Source organism: Streptomyces sp. NBC_00104 (assembly GCF_045160825.1).
In the GTDB taxonomy this organism is placed as follows: Bacteria; Actinomycetota; Actinomycetes; order Streptomycetales; family Streptomycetaceae; genus Streptomyces.
This window is the reverse complement of the sequence record NZ_CP108215.1, coordinates 8043314-8065026: the sequence shown is the minus strand read 5'-3', so window position 1 is coordinate 8065026 and position 21713 is coordinate 8043314. Positions and strand designations below refer to the sequence as shown.

The 21713-nt window shown below is 71.5% G+C and carries 18 protein-coding genes; 5 read left to right on the top strand and 13 right to left on the bottom strand.

The genetic code is table 11. The features are described 5' to 3' along the window. Window positions 1-27 precede the first annotated feature (27 nt). Window positions 28-960, top strand: a complete 933-nt coding sequence (locus tag OG272_RS35505) for an aminoglycoside phosphotransferase family protein (RefSeq protein ID WP_327727589.1) — start codon at window positions 28-30, stop codon at window positions 958-960. Window positions 961-1086: 126 nt separating this feature from the next. Here OG272_RS35505 and OG272_RS35500 read toward each other — a convergent pair whose 3' ends face one another. From OG272_RS35500 to OG272_RS35440, 13 genes are all read right to left on the bottom strand, one after another. Beyond that, window positions 1087-1299 carry a ferredoxin gene (locus OG272_RS35500; RefSeq protein WP_327727590.1) on the bottom strand — a complete coding sequence of 71 codons (213 nt, stop codon included), beginning with the start codon at window positions 1297-1299 and terminating at the stop codon, window positions 1087-1089. A 7-nt stretch (window positions 1300-1306) separates the two neighbouring features. Further along, the gene (locus OG272_RS35495; protein ID WP_327727591.1) at window positions 1307-2548 is read right to left on the bottom strand and encodes an NADH-ubiquinone oxidoreductase-F iron-sulfur binding region domain-containing protein; all 1242 of its coding nucleotides are present in this window, start codon (window positions 2546-2548) and stop codon (window positions 1307-1309) included. After that, on the bottom strand, window positions 2545-3126 hold the full coding sequence (locus OG272_RS35490; protein WP_327727592.1) for a ferric reductase-like transmembrane domain-containing protein: 582 nt from the start codon (window positions 3124-3126) through the stop codon (window positions 2545-2547). The genes OG272_RS35495 and OG272_RS35490 overlap by 4 nt, the downstream gene beginning before the upstream one ends. Continuing rightward, window positions 3123-4088, bottom strand: coding sequence for an FAD:protein FMN transferase (locus OG272_RS35485; protein ID WP_327727593.1), 966 nt, complete (start codon window positions 4086-4088; stop codon window positions 3123-3125). The genes OG272_RS35490 and OG272_RS35485 overlap by 4 nt, the downstream gene beginning before the upstream one ends. A 5-nt stretch (window positions 4089-4093) precedes the next feature. Next, window positions 4094-4507, bottom strand: coding sequence for a hypothetical protein (locus tag OG272_RS35480; RefSeq protein WP_405895494.1), 414 nt, complete (start codon window positions 4505-4507; stop codon window positions 4094-4096). Window positions 4508-4628: 121 nt separating this feature from the next. Continuing rightward, complete coding sequence (locus OG272_RS35475) at window positions 4629-6335, bottom strand: proline--tRNA ligase (RefSeq protein WP_326576525.1); 1707 nt, start codon at window positions 6333-6335, stop codon at window positions 4629-4631. Between the two features lie 101 nt (window positions 6336-6436). Next, window positions 6437-6967, bottom strand: coding sequence for a GNAT family N-acetyltransferase (locus OG272_RS35470; RefSeq protein ID WP_326576526.1), 531 nt, complete (start codon window positions 6965-6967; stop codon window positions 6437-6439). A 160-nt stretch (window positions 6968-7127) separates the two neighbouring features. After that, window positions 7128-7982, bottom strand: coding sequence for a GNAT family N-acetyltransferase (locus OG272_RS35465; protein ID WP_326576528.1), 855 nt, complete (start codon window positions 7980-7982; stop codon window positions 7128-7130). A 236-nt stretch (window positions 7983-8218) separates the two neighbouring features. Then, on the bottom strand, window positions 8219-9376 hold the full coding sequence (gene ispG, locus OG272_RS35460) for a flavodoxin-dependent (E)-4-hydroxy-3-methylbut-2-enyl-diphosphate synthase (protein WP_326576530.1): 1158 nt from the start codon (window positions 9374-9376) through the stop codon (window positions 8219-8221). A gap of 224 nt (window positions 9377-9600) precedes the next feature. Next, window positions 9601-10905, bottom strand: a complete 1305-nt coding sequence (locus OG272_RS35455; protein WP_326576532.1) for a site-2 protease family protein — start codon at window positions 10903-10905, stop codon at window positions 9601-9603. Continuing rightward, entirely contained in the window at window positions 10902-12194 is a 1293-nt protein-coding gene (gene dxr / locus OG272_RS35450; RefSeq protein WP_326576534.1) for a 1-deoxy-D-xylulose-5-phosphate reductoisomerase, read from the bottom strand. The genes OG272_RS35455 and dxr overlap by 4 nt, the downstream gene beginning before the upstream one ends. A 225-nt stretch (window positions 12195-12419) precedes the next feature. Then, window positions 12420-14360: an acyl-CoA dehydrogenase family protein gene (locus OG272_RS35445; protein WP_326576536.1), complete on the bottom strand. Its 1941-nt coding sequence runs from the start codon at window positions 14358-14360 to the stop codon at window positions 12420-12422. A 180-nt stretch (window positions 14361-14540) separates the two neighbouring features. Continuing rightward, window positions 14541-15350 carry a GH12 family glycosyl hydrolase domain-containing protein gene (locus OG272_RS35440; RefSeq protein ID WP_327727595.1) on the bottom strand — a complete coding sequence of 270 codons (810 nt, stop codon included), beginning with the start codon at window positions 15348-15350 and terminating at the stop codon, window positions 14541-14543. Between the two features lie 326 nt (window positions 15351-15676). Between OG272_RS35440 and OG272_RS35435 the strand changes: the two genes are divergently transcribed. The 4 genes from OG272_RS35435 to OG272_RS35420 all read left to right on the top strand — a co-directional run bounded on the left by OG272_RS35435 (window position 15677) and on the right by OG272_RS35420 (window position 21669). Further along, a complete protein-coding gene (locus OG272_RS35435) occupies window positions 15677-16690 on the top strand; it encodes a LacI family DNA-binding transcriptional regulator (protein WP_326576539.1) in 1014 nt (337 codons plus the stop codon). 136 nt (window positions 16691-16826) lie between these two features. Further along, a complete protein-coding gene (locus tag OG272_RS35430) occupies window positions 16827-18878 on the top strand; it encodes a glycoside hydrolase family 31 protein (protein WP_327727596.1) in 2052 nt (683 codons plus the stop codon). 426 nt (window positions 18879-19304) lie between these two features. After that, window positions 19305-20351 carry an AI-2E family transporter gene (locus OG272_RS35425; protein WP_326585597.1) on the top strand — a complete coding sequence of 349 codons (1047 nt, stop codon included), beginning with the start codon at window positions 19305-19307 and terminating at the stop codon, window positions 20349-20351. Window positions 20352-20481: 130 nt separating this feature from the next. Beyond that, entirely contained in the window at window positions 20482-21669 is a 1188-nt protein-coding gene (locus OG272_RS35420; protein ID WP_327727597.1) for a sulfotransferase, read from the top strand. Window positions 21670-21713 lie beyond the last annotated feature (44 nt).

Genomic DNA, 21713 nt, shown 5'->3' with positions numbered 1-21713 from the left:
CACGCCCAGGAAGGGAACGACTCGCCCATGGCGCGCATGGCTTTCGAGGACTTCGAACCGCCGCAGCGGCTGGTGCGAGCGCTCGCCGAGACCCGGCGGCCGGACGGCGGTGACGGGATCGGCGAGTGGCTGGAAACGCTTCCCGATCTGCTCCAACAGGCCGTCGATCTACGCGAGTTGACCGTCGAGCGGGTGCAGGCACCCGGCGGCCGCAGCAGTCTGGTGGTCCTCGTACGGCTGATCGACGACACCCCCGCCGTGCTCAAGCTGGCGCCCCGGCGGGCCCGGCCGGAGAGCGAGCGGGCGGCGCTCGCGCACTGGGACGGGCGGGGCGCGGTGCAGTTGCTCAACCCCGGGGACAGTCAGGGCGTCCTGCTGCTGGAGCGGCTGCATCCCGATCTGTCGGTGCGGTCGCTGCCCGAGGCGAAGGCGCTGCTGGAGGCCGCCGCGACGTTGCGGCGGCTGTGGGTCGAGCCGCCCGAGGCGCATGTCTTCGAGACCGTGGCCGAGCGGACGGGACGGCAGGCCGAGCTGATGCGGGGCGGCTCCGCCGGGGACGGCGAGGTGCGGGCGCTGGTCGACTCCGCTCTGGCCGCGCGGGAGGAGCTGCTGGCCGCCGCTCCCGAGGAGCGGTTGCTGCACGGCACGTTTCGGCAGAGCAAGGTGCTGGCCGGGGAGCGGTTGCCGTGGCTGGCCGTGGGGCCGGATCCGGTGGTGGGTGAGTGCGCGTTCGATCTGGCTCGGCTGGTGCGGGATCGGGTGGAGGATCTGATCGCGTCGCCGTCGGGGGCGGCGATCACTCGGCGGCGGGTGAAGAGGCTGGCCGAGTCGTTGGACGTGGATCAGGAGCGGTTGCGGGGGTGGACGTTGTTCCGGGCCGTGGAGTCGGGGGTTCGGGCGCGGCGGGTCGGGCGGCCGCGGGACGCCGAGTTGCTGCTGGAGTTCGCCGGGTGGCTCTAGCTTCGCCGGGTGGCTCTGGCTTCGCCGGGTGGCTCTGGCTTCGCCGGGTGGCTCTGGCTTCGCCGGAAGCCGGACCGTTGGAAGCCGCTGGTTGTCCGTGGCTGGTCGCGCAGTTCCCCGCGCCTCTTAGCGGGACCCCAGTTTCAAGGCCAGGACGGGGCAGTCGGCCGCTGCTCGCTTCGCTCGTTTCAGAGCCGCTCTCGGGACCGGCCCCTTCTCGAACAGCGGGTAGCCCCATTCGTCCAGGGTGACGTGGTCGGGGAGGAGTTCCGCGCAGAGGCCGTGGGCCTGGCAGGCGGTCCAGTCGACGTCGAGGGTCGGGGTTGAGGGTGCGGGCACGGTGTCGTCAGCTCCGGGGCTCGGGGACGGGCAGGACGGGGGTGCGGTCGGCGGCCGTGCAGTGGCCCTGGGCGTGGGCGTCGAGTTCGGGGGCGAAGGTGGTCAGGGCGCTGCGGACCAGGCGGACGGTGCCGTCGGGGTGGTGGCAGACTCCTCGGCCCTCGACCAGGCCCGCCCAGCGGGCGATGTCGGCGCGGGTGGTGCCCTGGGGGCCGGGGGCGGCCAGGGTCTGGAAGGCGGCGGCGATACGGGGCAGGCCGTTGAGGCAGGGGCCGCACTGGCCGGCCGACTGAAGAGCGAGGTAGCGCAGGACACGGGCGGTCTCGGCGGGACCGCAGCGGTCGGCGGGGAGGGCGACGAGGACCCCCGCACCCAGGTCCGCTGCGGCGAGGGTGAGGTGAGCGGCCTGCCGGGCCGGGATCCAGGTGCCGTGGTAGCCGCCGATCAGGACCGCGCTCGTGCCGTGGAGGGGGAGCAGGCGGTGCAGGGGGAGGCCGTAGGGGGCCTCCACGACTCGGGGGGTGTGGCCGGGGACGTGGAGCGTGCACAGGACGCTGCCGGGATCGCCGGGGGTGCCGGCCGAGCGGTACCAGTCGGCGCCGTAGCGGGCGATCAGGGCCAGGTGGGCGAGGGTCTCGACGTTCTGGACGAGGGTGGGGGCGCGGTGCACGCCCTGTTCGCGGACCGGGGGGTTCTGGTGCCGGGGCAGGGCGGCCCGGCCGTCGAGGTGCTGGATGAGGGCCGAGGACTCGCCGGACAGGAAGCGTGGGGGGACGCGGACGACTCGCACGGGGACCGGATCGCGTCGTTCGGCGACGGCTGCCTCCAGCGGAGCCGTGCCTTCCTCGACCGCGAGGTACGCCTCGGCCGCGCCGGTCGCCTCGGTGGCCAGCCGGAGGCCGTCCAGGACGAGGTGGGGTGACAGACGCAGCAGCGTCTTGTCCTTGGCACTGGCGGGTTCGCCCTCGGAGCCGTTCGCGACGACCACCGGGGCGCGGCCGGTGCGGCGGCCCGCTTCGGCGACGGAGGCGAGTTTGCGGTACGTGGGGAAGGCGGCGCCGCCACGGCCGGTGAGGCCGGACTCGGCGGTCACGCGGAGCAGGTCGGCGGGGGTGAGGGAGGTGAGGGGGCCGTAGCGCTGCTCGTGGGTGAGGTGGTCGGCCGGGGTGCCGCCGGGGGCGAGGAGACGGGGTGGCATGTGGAGGTCGCCGTGGACGGTCGGGGCGGTGGGGGCGGTCACGGTGGTCACGGGCGGGCTCCTTCGGCCGTGCGGAGCAGGTCGGCGGGGGTGCGGCGGGAGTCTCGTACGGCGTGGGCGGTGCGCGGGGCGAGGGCGGCGAGTACCGCGGCGACGCAGGCGACCGTGAGCCAGAGCATCCAGGCGGTGCCGCTGTCCGTGCCGATGCCGATGCCGTGGACCAGGGCGAACGGCCAGGACGCGTACGCCAGCCGGTGCACGGCTCGCCAGGTGCGGTGGCCGACGCGGGCACGCAGGAGGCTGGTGATCAGGACGGCGAGCATCAGGTCCAGGGAGACCGTGCCGAGGCCGAGCCAGAGGGGCTGGTAGTCGGAGAGGAACGGGAGGAACGCGTCGACGACGGTGATGTTCACGTAGTCGTCGGCGACCGCGGCCGCGATGTGCAGGACCAGGAACACGGTGGCGGAGAGGGAGAGGGTGCGGTGGAGGGAGACCGTGCCGAAGCGGGGCAGGCCGGGGATGCGGGCCCGGAGCCGTACGGCGATGCCGAGCAGCACGACGACGGTGAAGAGGACCAGACAGACGGCGCCGGTGGCTCTGTTGGCGTACCAGAGGATCTCGTCGCTCATGCGGCGGGCCCGGCTTTCGGCGTCGGGGAGGGCCAGCCCGGTGTCGTGACGACCGTGCCTTCGTGGGTGACCAGGCGGGCCGGGAGGGCCAGGCGGGAGAGCCAGCGGGGGGCGGTGTGGCCCTTGACCAGGGCGGCGGTGGTGGCGGCGTTGGCGTCGGCGCAGGTGGCGGCTGCCACCGAGACGGTGCGCCAGGGGGTGGCGGCGGGTTGCCCCGTGCGGGGGTCGACTATGTGGTGGAGGTCGTGGTCGCCGCGGCGCCAGCGACGGGCCGAGGTGCCGGAGGTGGCGAGGCCTCCGTCGCGGATGCCGACCGTGGCGTACGAGCCGTGTTCGGGCAGTCGGTCGACCGGGGCCGTCTCGTCCTGGACGCGGATGCGCCAGCCGCCGGCCGGGGGTTCGCCCGCGACGGCCGTGTCGCCGCCGAGGCTGACCAGGACGCCGCAGCCGGCCGTCCGCGCCAGCGTCCGCGCGGACTTGTCGGCCGCCCATGCCTTGGCCGTGGCGCCCAGGTCCAGGCTGACGCCGGGCGGCAGGGTCACCGTGTTCGTGGCGCGGTCCAGTGCGACCAGGCTCCAGCCCGGCACCCGCTTCACCGACAGGCGCACGGGGCGGTCGTCCTCCTGGACCAGGGTGAAGTCCCGGTCGTAGCCGAGGGCCTCCATCGCCGAGCCGACCGTGGGGTCCACGGCGCCGTCCGTGGCGCGGGCGGCGCGCAGGGCCACCGCGAGGGCCTCGGCCAGCAGCGGGCTGACCTTGACGGGTCGTCCTTCGGCCGCGTTCAGCGCCGACAGCTCCGAGTCCGCTCGGAATCGGCTGCACGCGGCGTCGACCTCGGCCAGGTGCCGGGCCAGCAGCAGGTTGCAGGAGTCGAGCAGGGCAGGGTCGGTGGTGACCAGGCGGACGCTCGTACCGAGGGCCCGCCAGTCCGTGGCGGCCGTGGGGCGGGAGGTCGTGGACACGGTCGTCACGACGCCCCCGAGGTGGAGTCCGCGGAGTCGTCCGAGGAGGACGTCATGCCGTCGGAGGACGACTGGAGGTCCTCGGAGGAGTCGGCAGATGAGTCGGAGGAGGACTCCGCGGAGGAGTCGCTCGAACTGTCCGAGGACGAGGAGGAGTCCGACGACGCGTCCGACGACGCGTCCGTGCTGCTGCCCGTACCGCTGCCGCTGTCGCTGCCCGAACTCGTGTCGTCGTTCGTGCTCGACGACGTCGAACTCGTGCCGCCCGCGCTCGCGGTGGTGTCCGCGTCCACCTGCATCGTGCCGATCAGCGCGAACATGCCGGCGGCCGCCGCGAGCGTCACCGCCGCCGCGGTGGCCGCCGTACGCCGGGCGCCTCTGCGGATTCCCGCGACGGCACCTCGTTCTCTGGTCGTCATGACCGTTCCCCTCCGTAGTGACGTTCTGTCACGCCCTACGGTCGGGGAACGGTCTGAGAGAAACCTGTGAGGTGGCTATAGGTCCCCGGAGAACATTCTGAGGGTTTCCTTCAAGCGGCGATCAGGCGGTGGTCAGGCGGGCGATCGCCTCGTCGACCGTCAACTCCTCGCGCTCACCGGTGCGGCGGTCCTTCAGCTCCAGGACGCCCTCGGCGGAGCGGCGGCCGGCGACCAGGATCTTCGGTACGCCGATGAGCTCGGAGTCGGTGAACTTCACGCCCGGGGAGACACCGGCGCGGTCGTCGACCAGGACGCGGAGGCCGGCCGCCCGCAGCTTCTCGGAGACGTCGAGGGCCAGTTCGGTCTGGAGGGCCTTGCCCGCCGCGACGACGTGGACGTCGGCCGGGGCGACCTCGGCGGGCCAGCACAGGCCCTTGTCGTCGGCGGACTGCTCGGCGAGGGCCGCCACCGCGCGGGAGACGCCGATGCCGTACGAGCCCATGGTGACGCGGACGGGCTTGCCGTGCTGGCCGAGGACGTCGAGCTTGAGGGCGTCGGCGTACTTGCGGCCCAGCTGGAAGATGTGGCCGATCTCGATGGCGCGGTCCAGCTTGAGGCCGGTGCCGCAGTTCGGGCAGGGGTCGCCCTCCTGGACGACCACGACGTCGACGTACTCGCCGACCTCGAAGTCACGGCCCGCGACGACGTTCCTGGCGTGTGTGCCCGCCTTGTTGGCGCCCGTGATCCAGGCGGTGCCCGGCGCCACGCGCGGGTCGGCGACGTACCGCACCTTCTCGCCGAGGCCCTGCGGGCCGACATAGCCGCGGACCAGGTCGGGGCGGCCCGCGAAGTCCGCCTCGGTGACCATCTCGACGACCGCCGGGGCGAAGTGCGCCTCGACCTTGCCCAGGTCGACCTCGCGGTCGCCGGGGACACCGACGGCGACGATCTCGCCGTCGACCTTCACCAGGAGGTTCTTGAGGGTGGCGGAGGCCTCGACGCCGAGGTGCGCGGCGAGGGTCTCGATGGTCGGGGTGTCGGGCGTCGGGATCTCTTCGAGGGCGGGCACGCCGTCGGCGTCCACCGGCTTCAACTCGAAGGTGATCGCCTCGGTGTTGGCGGCGAAGTCGCAGGCCGGGCAGTCCGCGAAGGTGTCCTCGCCGGCGCCGGCCGGGGCCAGGAACTCCTCCGACTTCGAGCCGCCCATCGCGCCCGCCGTGGCGGCGCAGATGCGGTAGTCGAGGCCCAGGCGCTCGAAGACCTTCTGGTAGGCCTGGCGGTGCAGGGCGTACGACTGGGCGAGGCCCTCGTCCTCGGTGTCGAAGGAGTACGAGTCCTTCATCAGGAACTCACGGCCGCGCAGGATGCCGGCGCGGGGGCGGGCCTCGTCCCGGAACTTGGTCTGGATCTGGTAGAGGATCACCGGCAGGTCCTTGTAGGAGGACGCCTGGTCCTTCACGATCAGCGTGAAGATCTCCTCGTGGGTGGGGCCGAGAAGGTAGTCGCCGCCCTTGCGGTCCTTCAGGCGGAACAGCTCCGGGCCGTACTCGTCCCAGCGGCCGGTCGCCTCGTAGGGCTCCTTCGGCAGCAGCGCGGGGAGCAGCACCTCCTGGGCGCCGATCGCGTCCATCTCCTCGCGGACGATCCGCTCCACGTTGGCGAGGACCTTCTTGCCGAGCGGCAGCCAGGTCCACACGCCGGCCGCCGTGCGGCGGACGTAGCCGGCGCGGACGAGGAGCTTGTGGCTGAGCACCTCGGCGTCCGCCGGGTCGTCGCGCAGCGTCTTCGCCATCAACTGGGACATGCGCTGGACCGGTGCGTTCGCCATGGTTCTCGTACTCCTGCTGCGGATCGGTTGATGGCAGGAGGTTAGCCGGGTGGTACGGGCCCGTGGAAATCCGGCGGTGGCGGCAGGGGGCGGTACGGCGGTCACCTGCGGCGCAGCGGCAGGGGGGCACCCATCACCGCGTACGGCTTGGGGGCGCTGGGGAAGACGACCTGGCGGGCCAGGTCCGTGTAGCCGAGGGACCGGTACAGGGCGCGGGCCGGGCTGTCGACGTCGATCGCGGAGAGGATCGAGCGGGGTTCGGTCGCGCTGTCGGTGATGGTGGTGATGAGGGCGCGGCCGACGCCGTGGTTCTGGTGGCGGGGGTGGACGTGCAGTTCGGTGATCACGAAGGAGTCGTCCAGCCAGTGTTCGTGGCCGAGGGCGCGGAGGTAGGGCTCGACGACGGTGGACCACCAGTGGGTGCGGTCGTTGGGCATGCCGTAGACGAAGCCGACGAGGCGGTTGTCGACCGTGGCGCCGAGTGCTCGTGCCCCCGGGTAGGTCATGTGGCGGAGGACGATGTGGCGGCGTACGGCCACCTCGTCGGGGCCCAGGCCGAAGGCGACGGCTTGGACGGCTAGGGCCTCGTCTACGTGGGCGGAGAGGTCCAAGGGGCCGATGACGAGGCTCATGTTGCGGATGCTACAGGGGGGTTCGGGTTGTCCGCGGGGTGCGGGTTGGTTGTGGCCGGTCGCGCCCCACGCGGCGGAGCCGCGTGTCGGGACAGCCCCGCGCCCCCGAAGGGCGCGCACCGTGCCCGGCGCTGGGAGGTCGAACGGGGAGGCCGGTTCCTCAGAACAGGACGCTCATGAACGCGCCCACTTCCTGGAAGCCCACCCGCTGGTACGTGCGCCTCGCCGCCGTGTTGTAGTCGTTGACGTAGAGGCTGACCAGCGGGGCCACGTCGGCCAGCGCGTAGCGGAGGACCGCTGCCATGCCGGGGGCGGCCAGGCCCTGGCCGCGGTGTTCGGGGGCCACCCAGACGCCCTGGATCTGGCAGGCCTGGGGCGTCGCCGCGCCGATCTCGGCCTTGAAGACGACGCGGCCGTCGGGGCCGAGGCGGGCGAAGGAGCGGCCGGAGCCCACGAGTTCGGCGACTCGGGCCTGGTAGAGGAGGCCTCCGTCGCCGGCCAGCGGGGAGACGCCTACCTCTTCGGTGAACATCGCCACGCACGCCGGCATGATCGCGTCCATCTCGTCCTTGCGGATCCGGCGGACGTACGGGTCGGGGGTGACCTCGGCGGGGTCGGGGAGCCGGTCGGTGACCATGAGGGGCTGGTGGGAGCGGACCTCGCGGGCCGGGCCCCAGCTGGGTTCCAGCAGCCGCCAGAGCTGGGCGGTGGATTCGGCGGGGCCGACGACCGAGGAGCAGCGGCGGCCGGCCCGGCGGGCGCGGTCGGCGAAGGCGCGCACGGCGCGGGGGGTGGCGCAGATGGGGACGAGGTTGGCGCCGGCGTAGCAGAGGGACGTCAGGGCGCCATCCTCGTACCAGCCCCACATCTCGCCGCCGAGTCGCCAGGGGTCCAGGCCGGCGACCTGGACGCGGGACGTCACGAAGGCGTTCGCGACGGGGTCTCGGTCCAGGACGGCGAGTGCGGCGTCCAGGTCACTCGGTTCGAGGACCCTGGTGGTGGTCTGGGTCAACACGTGCGGGGGCCTCACCCTGGGGTCTGCGCTGGTCTCCGCACGATACCCTGCCGGGCTGTGCGGGGCGCCCTGCGGCTGCGCCGCGGCCGGGGCGCCTGGTAGCTCGGTGGCTACTGCGCTTTGGCGGGTGCGCGTGCGTCGGGGCTTGTCGCGCCCACGCGGCGGAGCCGCACATCGGATACAGCCCCGCACCCCTGGAAGAGGGCCTGCGGCCCCTTCCAGAGAAGAGCGGCCCCTCAGCCCGCTACCGCCACCGTCGGCTCGCCCGAGGTGATGCCGTCGGCCTCCATCTGTTCGGCGATCTTCATCGCCTCCTCGATGAGGGTCTCGACGATCTTGGACTCGGGGACGGTCTTGATGATCTCGCCCTTGACGAAGATCTGGCCCTTGCCGTTGCCGGACGCGACGCCGAGGTCGGCCTCGCGGGCCTCGCCGGGGCCGTTGACGACGCAGCCCATGACGGCCACGCGGAGGGGGACCTCCATACCGGTGAGGCCGGCGGTGACCTCTTCGGCGAGCTTGTAGACGTCGACCTGGGCGCGGCCGCAGGAGGGGCAGGAGACGATTTCGAGGCCGCGCTGGCGGAGGTTGAGGGATTCGAGGATCTGGTTGCCGACCTTGATCTCCTCGACCGGCGGGGCCGACAGGGAGACCCGGATCGTGTCGCCGATGCCCTCGGAGAGCAGCGCGCCGAAGGCCACCGCCGACTTGATGGTGCCCTGGAAGGCGGGGCCCGCCTCCGTGACGCCGAGGTGGAGGGGGTAGTCGCACTGGGCGGCCAGCTGGCGGTACGCGTTGACCATGACGACCGGGTCGTTGTGCTTGACCGAGATCTTGATGTCCCGGAAGCCGTGCTCCTCGAAGAGGGAGGCCTCCCAGAGGGCGGACTCGACCAGCGCCTCGGGGGTGGCCTTGCCGTACTTCTGGAGGAGGCGGCGGTCCAGGGAGCCGGCGTTGACGCCGATGCGGATCGGGGTGCCGTGTTCGGCCGCCGCCTTCGCGATCTCCTTGACCTTGTCGTCGAACTGCTTGATGTTGCCGGGGTTGACGCGGACTGCGGCGCAGCCGGCCTCGATCGCGGCGAAGACGTACTTCGGCTGGAAGTGGATGTCGGCGATGACCGGGATCTGCGACTTGCGGGCGATCACCGGGAGGGCGTCGGCGTCGTCCTGCGTGGGGCAGGCGACGCGGACGATCTGGCAGCCGGAGGCCGTCAGCTCGGCGATCTGCTGCAGCGTGGCGCCGATGTCCGACGTACGCGTGGTGGTCATCGACTGGACCGAGACCGGCGCGTCTCCGCCGACCGCCACGGACCCGACCTGGATCTGCCGGCTCTTCCGGCGCTCGGCGAGCTTGGTCGGAACGGACGGCATGCCGAGAGAAATCGCAGTCATCTGCTGTGCAACCCCAAGTTGTGGATCAGGATCGGTTCCCGGTACGGGCGGGCTCCGGGCTTCGAGATTACGGCACAGGCATGGGCCCGAGCACATCACCGTCCGTAAACCCACCCGTTGGGGAGACTCGCCGCGGCGTTCGGGCACAGGTCGGCGGACGTACCGGTACGACGGCGGCCGGGCCCACTCCGTGAGTGTGCCCGGCCGCCGTGAACCACGGGTGACTACGAGATGCGCACCGGGTTCACGAGGTCCGCGATCAGCACCAGGAGGGTGAAGCAGACGAAGATTCCGGCCACGACGTACGCGACGGGCATCAGCTTCGCCACGTCGAACGGGCCGGGGTCGGGGCGGCGCAGCACCTTGGCCGCGTTGCGGCGCAGCGACTCCCACAGGGCGCCCGCGATGTGCCCGCCGTCGAGCGGGAGGAGCGGGAGCATGTTGAACAGGAAGAGGGAGAGGTTGAAGCCGGCGAGCAGGATGAGGAAGCTGGCGAGCTGCTGGGTGGCGGGGATGTCCATGGTGAAGATCTCACCGCCGACGCGGGCCGCGCCGACCACGCCCATGGGCGAGTCGGCCTCGCGCTCGCCGTCGCCGAAGGTGGCGTCCCACAGGGCGGGGACCTTGGCGGGCAGGGAGAGCAGGGACTCGACGCCGTTCTCCATCATGTCGCCCATGCGGTCCACGGACTCGCCGAAGGACAGCGGGAGGATGTCGGAGGCGGGGGTGAAGCCGAGCCAGCCGGCGTACACGTACTTGTCCTGGACGTAGCCGCCCTGGCCGTCGGTCTGGCTGACCTGGTTCTTGATGAGGGTGGGGGTCAGATCGACCTGCTGCCCCTTGCGGTCCACGGTGAGCGTGATCTGCTTGCCGGGGTTGTCGCGGATGTCGGCCTGCAGGGAGGACCAGTTCTCCACGGGCGTGCCGTTGAAGGCGATGATCTTGTCGCCGGGCTCCAGGCCGGCCGCCTTGGCGGGGGCCTCCTTGTCGCTGCCCTTGCACTTGGAGCGGTTCTCACTGGCGGAGATGACGCAGTCCGAGACCTTGCTGACCGTGGTCGTCTGGGTCTGGGCGCCGAAGGTCATCATCACGCCGAGGAAGATCACGAAGGCCAGGACCAGGTTCATGAAGGGTCCGGCGAACATCACGATGACGCGCTTCCAGGGCTTGCGCGTGTAGAAGAGGCGGTTCTCGTCGCCGGGCTGGAGCTCCTCGAAGGAGGCCGCGCGGGCGTCCTCGATCATCACGCGCCACGGGGAGGTCGAGCGGCTCTCGATCCGGCCGTCCTCGCCGGGCGGGATCATGCCGATCATGCGGATGAAGCCGCCGAGCGGGATCGCCTTGACGCCGTACTCGGTCTCGCCCTTCTTGCGCGACCAGATGGTCGGGCCGAAGCCCACCATGAACTGGGGCACGCGGACACCGAAGAGTTTGGCGGTCGAGAAGTGGCCCAGCTCGTGCCACGCGATCGAGAACGCCAGGCCGATCACGAAGACCACTATGCCGAGGATGAACATCAGGGTCGTCATGCACGGGCCTCCGCGGTCGTCCGCTCGGTGGGTTTGCCTGTCGAAGTGGTCGAGGTGGTCAGTTCACGGGCCCTGGCGCGCGCCCAGGTCTCCGCTTCGAGGACGTCCGCCACGGTCAGGGAAGTTCCCGTTCCGGGGGTGCCGTGCTCCTCGACGACCCGCGTGACGGTCTCCATGATCGCGTCGAACCGGAGACCCCCGTGCAGGAACGCGTCGACGCACTCCTCGTTGGCCGCATTGAACACCGCCGGGGCGGTGCCCGCGAGTTCCCCCACGTGCCGGGCGAGCCCGACCGACGGGAACGCGTCGTTGTCGAGGGGGAAGAACTCCCAGGTGGACGCCTTGGTCCAGTCGAAGGCGGGCGCGGCGTCCGGGACGCGCTGCGGCCAGCCGAGGCCGATGGCGATGGGCCCGCGCATGTCGGGGGGCGTCGCCTGGGCCATCGTCGATCCGTCCGTGAACTCAACCATCGAGTGGACATACGACTGGGGATGCACGACGACCTCAATGCGGTCGAAGGGAATGTCGTAGAGGAGGTGTGCCTCGATGACCTCCAGGCCCTTGTTGACCAGGGTCGCGGAGTTCACGGTGATGACCGGGCCCATGGCCCAGGTGGGGTGCGCGAGGGCGTCGGCGGGCGTCACGTCCGCCAGTTCCGCCTTCGTACGGCCCCGGAACGGGCCTCCGGAGGCGGTGACGACGAGCTTGCGCACGTCGGCCCGGGTGCCGGAGGCGAGGGCCTGGAAGAGGGCGGCGTGCTCGGAGTCGACCGGGATGATCTGGCCCGGCTTCGCCACCGCCTTCACCAGCGGGCCGCCGACGATGAGCGACTCCTTGTTGGCGAGCGCGAGGGTGCGGCCCGCCTCCAGGGCGGCGAGGGTCGGGGCGAGGCCGATGGAGCCGGTGATGCCGTTGAGAACGGTGTGGCACCGCGAGGAATCGGAGGCGGCGAGCTCGGTGGCCGCGTCCGGGCCGGCGAGGATCTCGGGGAGGGGCTCCCCCGCGCCGTACGCGGCGGTCAGGGCCTCGCGCAGCGCCGGTACGACGTCCCGGCGGGCGACGGCGACGGTCCGCACGCGCAGGCGGTGCGCCTGCTCGGCCAGCAGCTCCACCCTCCCTCCGGCGGCGGAGAGCCCGGTCACGCGGAAGCGGTCCGGGTTGCGCAGGACGAGGTCGATGGCCTGGGTGCCGATCGAGCCGGTCGATCCGAGGATCACTACGTCCCGTGCGCCGTCGACCGGGTCGAAGACGAGATGCGGATCGGCGAGAGGGGCTGGACTGTCGCTCATCCCCCCATTGTGGCCGCATCCGGTGTCCGGCAGGACCGCGCGCCCCACTGATGACCCACTTCGTGCGATGCGCCTTGACGATGCGCTTTCTCCGTTTGTGAAGCACGCGTGAAGACCGGTACCGCCAGGCGCTGCGGGGGAGGGTCGTTCGCGGGCTGCGGGCCGGCTGTGGCTGGTCGCGCAGTCCCCCCGCGCCCCGTTAAGGGGCGCGGGGGATGTGGGATGTCACCGGATGCGGCGGTGGACGTTCTCCTTCTCGCTGGGGCCGGGCGTCGCGTCCGCGATCCACGGGCCCTCTCCCGACGGGTCGATCACGCCTTGCTCCAGCCACTCGTACGCGCCGCCGAGGACGCCCTTGACCACCTTGTGGTCGAGGTCGTCGGTGTTGCTCCACAGGCGGCCGAAGAGTTCCTCGACGCGGATGCGGGACTGGCGGCAGAAGACGTCGGCGAGCTGGTAGGCCTCACGGCCGTGGCCCTCGGTGGTGCGGAGCAGTTCCGCGCGGACGACCGCCGCGCTCATCGCGAAGAGTTCGGCGCCGATGTCGACGATCCGGCCCAGGAAGCCCTGCTTGGTCTCCATGCGGCCCTGCCAGCGGGACATGGCGTAGAAGGTGGAGCGGGCGAGCTTGCGGGCGTTGCGCTCGACGTAGCGCAGATGGGTGGAGAGGTCGGGGTGGCCCGCCGGGTGGAAGTCGCCGTAGGTGCGCGGGAGTTGGCCCGGTCCCGCGACCAGCTTGGGCAGCCACTTGGCGTAGAAGACGCCCGCGTTCGCGCCCGCCTTCGCCTTGTCGGAGAGGGACTTCTCCGGGTCGATGAGGTCGCCGGCCACGGAGAGGTGGGCGTCGACGGCCTCGCGGGCGATCAGCAGGTGCATGATCTCCGTGGAGCCCTCGAAGATCCGGTTGATGCGCAGGTCGCGCAGCATCTGCTCGGCGGGGACGGCCCGTTCGCCGCGCGCCCGGAGCGAATCGGCCGTCTCGAAGCCCCGGCCGCCGCGGATCTGGACCAGCTCGTCGGCGATCTTCCAGCCCATCTCGGAGGCGAAGAGCTTGGCGAGGGCGCCCTCGATACGGATGTCGTTGCGGTCCTCGTCGGCCATCTGGGAGGAGAGGTCCAGCACCGCTTCCAGGGCGAAGGTGGTGGCGGCGATGAAGGAGATCTTCTGGCCGACCGCCTCGTGGTGGGCGACCGGCTTGCCCCACTGCTCACGGGCCGCCGACCACTCACGGGCGATCTTCAGGCACCATTTGCCGGCGGCCACGCAGGACGCCGGGAGCGAGAGCCGGCCGGTGTTGAGGGTGGTGAGGGCGATCTTCAGGCCCGCGCCCTCGGGGCCGATGCGGTTGGCGGCGGGGACCCGGACCTGGTGGAAACGGGTGACGCCGTTCTCGATGCCGCGCAGGCCCATGAACGCGTTGCGGTTCTCGACGGTGACGCCGGGCGAGTCGCTCTCCACGACGAAGGCGGTGATGCCGCCCTTGTGCCCGTCCGACTTCGGCACCCGCGCCATGACGACGAGGAGGTCGGCGACCACGCCGTTCGTCGTCCACAGCTTCACCCCGTCGAGGACGTAGTCGTCGCCGTCGGGCACCGCGCTCGTGGCGAGCCGGGCCGGGTCGGAGCCCACGTCGGGCTCGGTGAGGAGGAAGGCGCTGATGTCGGTGCGGGCGCAGCGCGGCAGGAACCGCTCCTTCTGCTCGGGGGTGCCGAACAGTTTCAGCGGCTGCGGTACGCCGATCGACTGATGCGCCGAGAGCAGGACGCCGATCGCCGGGCTGGCCGAGCCCACCAGGGCCAGCGCCTTGTTGTAGTACACCTGGGTGAGGCCGAGACCGCCGTACCTGGGATCGATCTTCATGCCGAGGGCGCCGAGCTCCTTGAGGCCGTTGACGACCTCGTCGGGGATACGGGCCTCGCGCTCGATCAGGGCGCCGTCGACCTTCGTCTCGCAGAAGGCGCGGAGCTTGGCCAGGAACTGCTCGCCGCGCCGGACGGCCTCGTCGGTGGGCAGCGGGTGGGGGTGGATGAGGTCGAGGCGGAACCGGCCCAGGAACAGTTCCTTGGCGAAGCTGGGCTTGCGCCAGTCCCGCTCCCGGGCGGCCTCCGCCACCTGGCGGGCCTCACGTTCTGTGACGACGGGCTTCTTGAGGGGTGGTGCGGACATGAGGCTCACCTCGCCGCGAATCGGGATCTCGTACCGGATGGGTACCTGAAGGGTTACCGATGGGTGCTACTCGATCGTTGGTACCCGATCCGGAGTGACCCCGCCACCCCTCGCGTGCGCGATCGGCCGAGCGTTCGACCTCTTCGGCAGGCGCGCGAGCGCGCTCCCGCACTCCCCCGCTCAGCCGATGTCCACCGAGTACGCCTTCGTGTCCAGGCGGCCGGTTCCCTTGAAGACCTCGGTGCCCGCCTCGATGCCGGAGACGTACTTGTCGCCGCTCAGCAGCTTGCGGCGGACCAGGGCCTGGGTGAAGTCGTCGAGGTTGAGCGTGGCCTTGGTGGTGTTGGTGCGGCGGACGAAGGAATACACCTTCCAGCCGATGTCACCGGTGTGGATGTCCCACATCGCCCCGCCGAGGCTGACGCTCCCGTACCTGGTGCCGAGCGGTCCCGCGCCGCCCTGCCGGTTGAGCCAGATCATGACCTCGTCGGTGGGCCGGTCCTGCCAGTCCGCGGTGTTCTTGGAGTGCAGCCACAGGTCGTAGGCGACGTTCATGGTGCCGGGGTCGGAGCCGACCGAGAACTCCCAGCCGGTCTTCACGGCCTTGCGGTCACCGACACGGATCGGCAGCCCGGTGGCCGCCTTGTCGACCTTCCAGCCCCAGTGCCAGCCGAGCACGCTGCTCGCGTACGACTTCACGTCGTGGTCCATGCCCGTGCCGGAGTTGGCGAGGCTGTAGCTCGTTCCCCACGAGATGGTCGAGCCCGACCGGGAGTTGTCCCAGACGCACTGGGTGCCGACGGCCTTCTCCCTGTTCCAGACGTTGTTGTTCACGTAGTACTTGCCCAGCGTGATCGTGTCGAAGTCCGTGCATCTCCTGGCCTCCTCCCCCGCCGTCGCCACGGTCACGGAGGCCCCGACCGCGAGCGCGGTGACCGCGGCCGCGCCGATCTTGGCCGTACGGGTCAGGCGTGGGCGACGGTGCGACATCGGTGTTTCCTTCCAGGGGTGAACACATACGCGACCTGGTCGCCACCGCCCCTCCTGAAGTTGCCGTCGAGTTCCAAAGTCGAGTTCTAAACTGGGGACACAGGAGCGCCCCGGAGGGGCGCGGGGAACTGCGAGAGAAGCCCCCCACTCACCCGCGCCCGCCCCACAACACCCCCACCACCCCCTTGGGCGTCCGGCGAATTATCGAAGCGCTTCGACAACCTATGGACACCCACTCACCGCCGAGCTACTGTCGAGCCACCCTCACTCGCCCCTGTTCAGAGATAGCGCTCTGTCGAAGCGCTTAAACACGCTTGGAGAGCTGGATGGTCACCCTCGCCGAGGTCGCCCAGCACGCCGGAGTCTCGGCGAGCACGGTGAGCTATGTCCTCAGCGGCAAGCGGTCCATCTCCGCGGGCACCCGGCAGCGGGTCGAGCGGAGCATCCAGGAGCTCGGCTACCACCCGAACGCGGGGGCCCGCGCCCTGGCGAGCAACAAGTCGAACATCGTCGCCCTGATGGTCCCGCTGCGCACCGACATGTACGTCCCGGTGATGATGGAGATCGCCATAGCGGTGGCCACCACCGCCCGTACGTACGGCTACGACGTGCTGCTGCTCACCGGCGAGGAGGGCCCCGACGCGGTGCGCCGGGTCACCGGCAGCGGGCTCGCCGACGCGATGATCCTGATGGACGTGGAGCTCGACGACGAACGGCTGCCGCTGTTGCGCGGCACCGACCAGCCGTCGGTGCTCATCGGACTGCCCGCCGACACCAGCGGCCTGACCTGCGTCGACCTCGACTTCGGGGCGACGGGTGCGCTGTGCGTGGAGCATCTGGCGATGCTCGGCCACCGCGACATCGCCGTCATCGGCGAGGCGCCCGCGGTGTACGAACGGCACACCGGTTTCGCCGAGCGCACCCTCGACGGACTCCGGTCCCGGGCGAAGGAGCTGGGCATGCGCGTGCTGCACCGCCCCTGCGGGGGCGGCTACGACGCGATGGCCGCGACCCTGGCCCGGATCTTCGACGAACGCCCGGGCACCACGGGGGTCGTCGTGCAGAACGAGTCCGCGGTGGAGCCGCTGCTCGCGCTGTTGCGGCAGCAGGGGCGCGCGGTGCCGGAGGACGTCTCGGTGATCGCGGTCTGCCCGGACCAGGTCGCCGTGCAGGCCTCGGTACGGCTGACCTCCGTCGCCATCCCCGCCCAGGAGATGGGCCGACGGGCCGTGGAGCAGCTGGTCGCCAAGCTGGAGGGCCGGGACACCGACGAAGTGGTGCTCCTCGCCCCCGAGTTGACGGTCCGCGCGAGCACGGGACCGCTGTCCACCACCGGCTGAGCCCCCGTCGTACGCGAGCCGCCGCACGCAAGCCGCCGTTCGGAAGTCGCCGTACGGCTCCCTCCTCCTCCCCCACAGCCCGGCGGCCGGAGCCGTGCCGGGTGTGCCGCCACTCCTCCCTTCCAGGAGACCTCCCGTGAATCAGCCTGCCGAGAACCAGACCCCGACGGGCGCGGTCAGCCTCGCCCAGTCCTCCCCCACCGTCGGCACGTTCCGTGAGCGGGACGGCGCCCTGGAGTGGAGCGGACGCCAGGAGACCCTGCGGATCGAGCCCTGGGGCCCGGACGCGGTCCGGGTCCGCGCCCGCCTGGGCGGCCCGGTCCTCGACGGGCTGCCGGGCGCCCTGCTCGACGAGGCGGAGAGCACCGAGAGCAGCGTCAAGATCGAGGACGGCCTGGGCCGGCTGACCGTCGGCGCGCTCACCGTCGAGGTCGACGCCGAGGGCCTGATCCGGTACACGCGCACCGCCGACGGCGGCGAGCTGCTGTCGGAGGCCCGCGCCCACTTCTGGTGGCCCGGATCGCGCCTCTACACGGCCGTCGGCAACGGCCACCACCGCCTGGAGCAGCGCTTCGCCGCGTACGACGACGAGAAGCTGTACGGCCTCGGGCAGCACCAGCACGGGCGGCTCGACCAGAAGGGCCTGGTGCTCGACCTGGTCCAGCGCAACGCCGAGGTCGGCATCCCGGTGCTCACCTCCAGCCGCGGCTACACCCTGCTGTGGAACAACCCGGCGATCGGCCGTGTCGAGCTGGCCGGCAACGGCACCCGCTGGGTCGCCGACTCCGCCCGGCAGATCGACTACTGGATCACCGCGGGCGATCCGGCCGACGCGCAGCGCCGCTACAGCGCGGCGACGGGCCGTACGCCGATGCTGCCCGAGTGGGCGGCCGGCTTCTGGCAGTGCAAGCTGCGCTACCGCACTCAGGACGAACTCCTCGCCGTGGCACGGGAGTACAAGCGGCGGGGTCTGCCCATCGACGTCATCGTCTGCGACTTCTTCCACTGGACGCATCTCGGCGAGTGGAAGTTCGACCTCGCCGAGTGGCCCGACCCTGCGGCCATGGTCCGGGAGCTGGACGAGCTGGGCATCAAGCTGGTGGTGTCCGTGTGGCCGTCGGTGTCGCCGCTGAGCGAGAACCACCCTGTGATGGAGCAGCGCGGCTACTTCATCGGGACGCAGTACGGCCCGATGGCGCACGCCGACTGGCCGGACAAGGGGGTCGCGTCGACGGTCCAGGTCGCCTTCTACGACGCGACGAACCCGGAGGCACGGGAGTTCGTGTGGTCGCGGGTGAAGGAGAACTACCTGGAGCCGTACGGCATCAAGGCGTTCTGGCTGGACGCCTGCGAGCCGGAGATCAAGCCGGGCTTCCAGGAGAACCTGCGCTACTGGGCGGGGCCCGGCCTGGAGGTCGGCAACATGTACCCGGCCGAGAGCGCCCGCACCTTCTACGAGGGGCTGAGGGCGGCCGGCGAGGACGAGATCGTCTCCCTCAACCGTTCGGCGTGGGCGGGCAGTCAGCGGTGGGGCGCCGCGCTGTGGTCCGGTGACATCGGCACGGACTTCACGGCCCTGCGCCAGCAGATCGCGGCGGGCCTCAACACGGCGCTGTCCGGCATTCCCTGGTGGAACACCGACATCGGCGGCTTCCACGGCGGCGACCCCGATGATCCGGCGTACCGCGAGGTGATGGTGCGCTGGTTCCAGTTCGGCGCGTTCTCGCCGCTGATGCGGCTGCACGGCTTCCGTGAGCCCGGTATGCCGCTGGGTCCGGCGATGACCGGGGGGCCCAACGAGGTCTGGTCGTACGGGGAGGAGGCCGGGGCGATCCTGGAGGACTACCTCCGGCTGCGGGAGCGGCTGAAGCCGTATGTGCTGCGGGTGATGCGGGAGGCCCATGAGGAGGGGCTGCCGGTGATGCGGCCGCTGTTCCTGGAGTTCCCGGAGGACGAGCGGGCCTGGTCGGTCGACGACGCGTATCTGTTCGGGCGGGATGTGCTGGTCGCGCCGGTGCTGGAGGCGGGGGTGACGCGGTGGACGACGTACCTTCCGGCGGGAGCGCGGTGGACCGACGCGTGGACCGGGGAGACGTACGAGGGCGGTGCGTCCGTGACCGTGGATGCTCCGCTGGAGCGGATTCCGGTGTTCCTGCGGGACGGGGTGTCGTTGCCGATCGCCGAGTAGGCGCCTGTGCGGGGGTGGCCCTGCCGGGCGTGATGAGCGTGGCGCTGTTCCAGGTGCTGGTGGTCGCGGAGCGGCTGCTGCTGCCCTGGGTGCGGGAGACCACCTCGCAGAGGTGGCGGACCGGCCCGATCACCGTTCGCCGGCCGGGTCTACGCTATGGCGCCATGGCCATCCCATGATCCTCAGGGGTGTGCGCGACCTCTGAGCGAGTGGAGATGACAGAGGATGAACAGCCGTACGGGAGACTCTCGCGGAACCCGCGGGGGACGGCCGGGCCGCAGGGGCGGACCCGCGCGCAGACCGGTCCATCGGACGCGTACGACGATACGCACCACCGGCGGGTACGTGGAGGCGCCGAGGGCCCTCGCGCGGTCGGACGAGGGGGTCCCCCGTGGTTTCCTGCCGGGGCCCGCGCGGCACATCGCCGTGTGGAGCGCGCTCACGCTGCTGGTGACGGGTGTCGTCTCGGTGGGCGTGTGGATCTGTGTGACGTTCCAGACGGCGGTCACGCCGATGCTGATCGCGCTGCTCGGTACGGCGCTGCTGGGTCCGTTCTACCGGCGGCTGGTCGCGATGAAGTTCAACAAGTCCCTTGCCGCCGGGCTGACCTGTGCCGCCGTGGTGGTGGTGATGGGCGGGGCCGCGTACATCGTGGTGGCCGCGCTGATCGACACCGGTGACCAGATCATCACCTCGCTCAGGGACGCGGCGAAGTCCCTCAGCGACGAGTTCGGGCTCGCGGGGACCTCGCTGGACGACCTCGCGAAGAACGCGAAGGAGCTGCTGTCGAAGTTCGGCGGCACCGCGGCCTCCGGGGTGCTCACCGGGGTCAGCGCGGTCAGTGAGTTCGTCGCGATGGCCATCCTGGCGATGCTGCTGATGTTCTTCTTCCTGCGCGACTCCGACAAGGCGGTCGCCTCCCTGCACTCGCTCGCGCCGCGCGGCTCCGGTGACACCCTGGAGGTGATGGCCCGGCGCGCGTTCCGGGCCATCGAGGGCTATATGCGGGGAACGACGCTCATCGCCTTCATCGACGGCGCCTGTATCGCCATCGGTCTGCTGATACTCCAGGTGCCGGGCGCGATCGGCCTCGGCGCGCTGGTGTTCGTCGGCGCGTACATCCCGTATCTGGGCTCGTTCCTGTCGGGCGCGGTGGCGATCCTCGTCGCGTTCGCGGACCGGGGCCTGGTGACGGCGCTGTGGGCGGTCGGGGTCGTCTTCGCCGTGCAGATCCTCGAAGGGAACGTGCTCCAGCCGATGATCCACAGCCGGACCGTGCAGATGCACCCGGCGGCCATTCTGCTGGCCCTCACGGCCGGGGCCTCCATCGCCGGCATCCTCGGCATGCTCCTCGCCGTGCCGCTCACGGCGGCGGTGTCCGGTGTGCTGTCGGAGCTGCGGGCACGGTACGGGGACGGGGCGGGCGCGACCGCACCCCCGGGGAGCCGGGAGGTAGCCCGCGCGGCAGGATGATCACCGGCGGGCGCCGCACCGGGCCGACCGCCGACGGCACCACGCCCGGACCCGGATCGTCCGGCCCCCGCGCCCGGACCCGGACCCGGACCCGGATCATCCGGCCCCCGCACCCGAAGGGATCTCCTCGATGACCTCCACTCCCCTGTCCCTCTCCCTGGCCAATCTGTTACTCCGGCCGACGCTCGGCTCCCGACGCGACCCGGACCGGGTCTTCGACCGGATCGTCGCCAAGGCCGGACAGGCGGACGGGGACGAGGAGTTCACCGACGGCTTCCGGTTCCTGCTGCGCCACTGGGCGGGCGACGCCGACCTCACCGCCGTCGGCTGGCAGTCCGCCCAGGCCCATCTGCGCAGGCATCTCACCAACCGGGCCCGCGTCCGGCGGCTGATCGCCGAACACCCGGAGATCGAGCAGGAGACCATCGAGCGGCCGGTGTTCGTGGTCGGTCTGCCGCGCACCGCCACCACACTCACCCACGGCGTGCTGTCGATCTCGGACGAGCACCGCTGCCCGCTGCTGTGGGAGCTGCTCGCGCCCGACCTCCACACGTCACCCGAGCGGCGGCGGAAGGCGATCACGTCCACGCGCCGCTGGGTCGGCGGCATCAACCTGTTCGCCCCGCGCTTCCAGGACATCCACCCCATGACCGCCGAGGGCCCCGAGGAGTGCACCTTCGTCCTGCCGCACGCCCTGGTGCCCCTGTCCCAGGCCCGCATACCGCAGTACCAGGCCTGGCACTTCGAGCGGGACTTCGTCCCGGACTACGGCTACCTCAAGCAGGTCTACCAGGTGCTCCAGTACGGTCGCCCACGCCGCCGCTGGATGCTCAAGTCCCCCATGCATCTCGGGAACCTCGACGCCCTGCGCGCGGTCTTCCCCGACGCCACGATCGTGTGGACCCACCGGGACCCGGCGACCGTCGTCGGGTCGTTCTGCAGCCTGGTCGAGCAGGGCATGGTCGGCACCCTCCGCCCCCTCGACCTGCACGTCCTCGGCGCCCAGTGGCTCGAACTGCTGAGCCGCTCCATGGAGCGCGCGCTCGCGGCCCGGGCCGCCATCCCCCGCGAGGCGCTGGTGGACGTCCCGTACTCCTGGCTCGGTTCCGACCCGGCCACGGGCGCCCCGAAGCTCTACGAGGCCGTCGGCGCCCGGTGGACCGACGCCGACGCCGCCCGGCTCCCCGGGATCGTCGCCCGCCCCAAGGGCTCCCGCCCTCATCGCTATGACCTGGCCCGGTACGGCCTGACCCGGGCCGACGTCGAGGCGGCCTTCACCGACTACAACGCGCTGCGGGCCGAGGTCGACCGGGCCTGACGCTCTCGGGCACGACAGGACCTCGGCCACCCGCGCGCCCACCG